Genomic DNA, 4095 nt, shown 5'->3' on the forward strand with positions numbered 1-4095 from the left:
CCATCGGATCGACGTTTTCGATGGAGCAGACGATGATGGCGTTGTCGGCGCGGTCGCGGACCACCTCCATCTCGTATTCCTTCCAGCCCAGAAGGCTTTCATCGACGAGGATCTGGGCGACGGGCGATGCCTCCATCCCGGTGCGGCAATAGAATTCGTATTCCTCGCGGTTGTAGGCCACGCCCCCGCCGGTGCCGCCCAAGGTAAAGGCGGGGCGGATGATGGCGGGCAGGCCGACGTATTCGATGGCGTCGATGGCCTCTTGCAGACCCGCCTTGATGTCGTATTTGCCATTGGGCAGCTTGGGTGCGGTGATGATCGTGGCCTTGGGATTTTCCAACCCGATCCGGTCCATCGCTTCACGGAAAAGTTTGCGATCCTCGGCCATTTCGATGGCGTGGCGCTTGGCGCCGATCATCTCGACCCCGAATTTCGCCAAGACGCCCATTTCCTCGAGTGCGAGCGAAGTATTGAGCCCGGTCTGACCGCCCATCGTCGGCAGGAGCGCGTCGGGGCGTTCCTTTTCGATGATACGAGCGACGACCTCGGGGGTGATGGGTTCGATGTAGGTGGCATCCGCCAGGCCGGGATCGGTCATGATCGTGGCGGGGTTGGAGTTGACGAGGATGACCCTGTATCCCTCCTCGCGCAGTGCCTTGCAGGCTTGCGCGCCGGAATAGTCGAATTCGCAGGCTTGGCCGATGACGATAGGCCCCGCGCCGATGATCATGATCGAGCGGATATCGGTTCTTTTCGGCATGGGATCCCCCGGCAGACTCTGCGCAAATTGGCGGTGTTATAGACAGGGACAGCCGGGGCGCAAGGTGCGAATGCGGGGTTTGGGTGGCTGGGGGGTGCGCCTAAAGGCGGCACCCTACTGGGCAGCGCGCAACGTAGCGGGGGATGGCGCGGCAAACAGGTAGTCGCGCGTCAGCGGCACCGCGTCTTGGCGGCACGCCAGTTGGAACTGAAAGACGCATTGGCGATTGTGGCGAAACGTATGCTCGCACGCCTTGAGATAGTAGCGCCACATCTTGCAAAAACGCTCGTCATAAAGCGCGCGGGCGCGGTCTTGGTTGACGATGAAGCGGTCGTGCCAATGGCGCAGGGTTTGGGCGTAATGCAGCCGCCAGACCTCGAGATCGGTGGGGTAAAGCCCGGCATGTTCCACCGCCGCCGCCATTTCCGAGAGTGCGGGCACATAGCCGCCCGGAAAGATGTACTTGGTGATCCAAGGGCTGGTGGCCCCCGGCGGGCCGGCGCGCCCGATGGTATGGATCAGCGCCACACCATCTGGGCGCAGACGGTCGCGGATGATGTCGAAATATTCCCCGTAATGCGGCACACCCACATGCTCGAACATGCCGATCGACACGATACGGTCAAAGCTGCCCTTGATCTCGCGGTAATCGGCCAGCGCAAAGCGCACGCGCTCGGACAGGCCCGCGCGCGCGGCACGTTCGGTCGCGATCTTGTGCTGCTCGACCGAAAGCGTCACCCCCAGCACCTTGACGCCGTAATCTTGCGCAAGGCTCAGCGCCATGCCGCCCCAGCCACAGCCGATCTCGAACACCTTCATGCCGGGCGAAAGGCAGAGCTTGGCGGCGATATGGTGTTTCTTGGCGGCCTGTGCCTGTTCCAGCGTCATGCCGGGATCGCTGAAATAGGCGCAGGAATATTGCCGGTCGTCATCAAGGAAGAGATCGTAAAGCGCGCCCGAGAGGTCGTAGTGATGGGCCACGTTTGCGCGCGATCTATGGGCCGGGTTTGCCTGATCGAGCCAGCGGCGCCATTTGCGCAAGCGGATGTCGAGCGCGCGTAGCCCCGTCGGGGGGTGGGCGGCATTCGCGGTCATCAAGGTGAAGAAACCGTCCAGATCATCGCCTGCGATGGTCAAGGTGCCGTCCATATACCCCTCGCCCAGCGCCAGTTCGGGGGACATGACAAGGCGGCGCGGCAGGGCGGGATCGGTCAAGCGGATATGGACCTGCGCGCCCTGCCCCGGCCCGTAGCGCCGCATGGTGCCGTCGGGATAGCTGAGGTCAAGCCGGCCCGTCACGATGAACGCGGCCAGCATGCGGTCGAGTGCCTTGTCCCACATCGCGCGTTCTCCTTCGCGTGTTGTGGCCTGCCGAAACCTGCGGCGACCATTTTATCGGAAATGATCCTTGGGTGAAAGCATAGGCCCGCCGGGTGTGCCGCGATTGATCTGTGTCAATACGAAACGACAATTTTAATGGTCATTGGGGGCAACAGTCTGGGGAGACAGCCATGCGTATTTGCCTCATCCATCCCAATTACCACTCGGGCGGTGCCGAGATCGCGGGCAATTGGCCGCCTGCTTGGGTCGCGTATATCGCGGGGGCGCTGAAATCCGCCGGTTTCACCGATATCCATTTCATCGACGCGATGACCGATCATGTCAGCCCCGAGGAATTGCGCGTGAAGCTGGCCGAGATGCAGCCCGATGTGGTGGGCACAACGGCGATCACGCCTTCGATCTATGTCGCCGAGGAAACGCTGCAGATCGCGGCCGAGGTGGTGCCGAACGCGCTCCGCATCTTGGGCGGGATTCACGCGACCTTCATGTACAAGCAGGTCTTGTCGGAGGCGCCCCATATCGATGTGATCGTGCGCGGCGAGGGCGAGGAGATCATCGTCGATCTGATCCGCGCCCATGCCGCGGGGCGTTGGCCCGAGGGGCGCGGACAGATCAAGGGCATCGCCTATCGCGAGGGTGACGAGATCGTGGCCACCCCTGCAGCCTCGACCGTCAAGGATCTCGATGCGATCACGCCGGATTGGTCGCTTTTGAAATGGGACCACTACATCTATGTGCCGCTGGGCGTGAAGGTCGCGATCCCCAACATGGCGCGTGGCTGTCCCTTCACCTGTTCGTTCTGCAGCCAGTGGAAATTCTGGCGCGACTATCGCGTGCGCGATCCGATCAAGGTGGTCGATGAGATCGAGAACCTCGTGAACGAGCATGGGGTGGGGTTCTTCATCCTTGCCGACGAGGAACCGACCATCAACCGGCGCAAATTCATCCAGTTCTGCGAGGAATTGATCAAGCGCGACCTGCCGCGGCGGGTTCAATGGGGGATCAACACGCGGGTGACGGACATCATGCGCGACAAGGAGTTGTTGCCGCTCTACCGCCGCGCCGGGCTTGTGCATGTGTCCTTGGGCACCGAGGCCGCGGCTCAGCTGAAGCTGGATCAGTTCAACAAGGAGACGAAGGTCGAGGAAAACAAAGAGGCGATCCGCCTTCTGCGCGAAGCCGATATCTTCACCGAGGCGCAATTCATCGTGGGGCTGGACAACGAGACGCCTGAGACACTGGAAGAAACCTACCGCATGGCGTGGGATTGGCAGCCCGATCTGGCGAATTGGGCGATGTACACGCCCTGGCCCTTTACGCCGCTTTACCAAGAGCTGGGCGACAAGGTGGAGATTTTCGATTTCTCGAAATACAATTTCGTCACCCCCATCATGAAGCCCGAGGCGATGGACCGCGACGAGCTTCTCGACCGGGTGATGAACAATTACCGCCGTTTCTACATGAAAAAGGCGCTGTTCCATTACCCATGGCGCGGCACGGGCTATCGGCGGCGCTATCTGCTTGGGTGCCTCAAGGCGTTTCTCAAGGCCGGTTTCGCGCGGCAATTCTATGATCTGGGCAAGGTCGATTACTGGGGGCCGCAGTCGAAGGGCAAGTTGAACTTCAACTTCGACCGCACCCGCACCATCGCGCCCGCGCAGATGGAGGATTGGCAGTCGAAACAGGATATCGCGACCCAGAAACGGGCGGCGAAGCTGTCGCGCAAGGAAGATTTCGTCCTGCCCAACGGGGCGAAGGTCACGGCGACAGACAAGATTCCGGCGGAATAAGCTTATGGGCGCGGCAAAGGGGCGGATCGGGCCCAATGCGATCTTGCAATTCGTTCCCGTGCTGGAGGCGGCGACGGGCGAGGAGGAGACCGCGCGCCTGTTGGCGCTTGCGGGGATCGGCGTGCTGCCCGACCCGGCGCAGGGTTTGATCACGGAAGGCCCCGCCGCGCGGTTGCATCAGCTTGTGCGACAGGCCCACCCGCA

General features: G+C 61.9%; 2 protein-coding genes and 2 pseudogenes. 2 read left to right on the forward strand and 2 right to left on the reverse strand.

The features are described 5' to 3' along the window. Positions 1–760 (reverse strand): annotated as a pseudogene (locus tag ACTG4J_RS14890) (carbamoyl-phosphate synthase large subunit); the annotation flags it as partial. Between the two features lie 114 nt (positions 761–874). Then, on the reverse strand, positions 875–2101 hold the full coding sequence (locus tag ACTG4J_RS14895; protein WP_439140523.1) for a class I SAM-dependent methyltransferase: 1227 nt from the start codon (positions 2099–2101) through the stop codon (positions 875–877). 170 nt (positions 2102–2271) lie between these two features. Between ACTG4J_RS14895 and bchE the strand changes: the two genes are divergently transcribed. Then, positions 2272–3891 carry a magnesium-protoporphyrin IX monomethyl ester anaerobic oxidative cyclase gene (gene bchE / locus ACTG4J_RS14900; RefSeq protein ID WP_439140524.1) on the forward strand — a complete coding sequence of 540 codons (1620 nt, stop codon included), beginning with the start codon at positions 2272–2274 and terminating at the stop codon, positions 3889–3891. A gap of 4 nt (positions 3892–3895) precedes the next feature. Further along, positions 3896–4095: pseudogene (locus ACTG4J_RS14905) on the forward strand (bacteriochlorophyll 4-vinyl reductase); the annotation flags it as partial.

The sequence above is a fragment of the Roseicyclus sp. genome (genome assembly GCF_965662675.1).
Lineage (GTDB): Bacteria > Pseudomonadota > Alphaproteobacteria > Rhodobacterales > Rhodobacteraceae > Roseicyclus.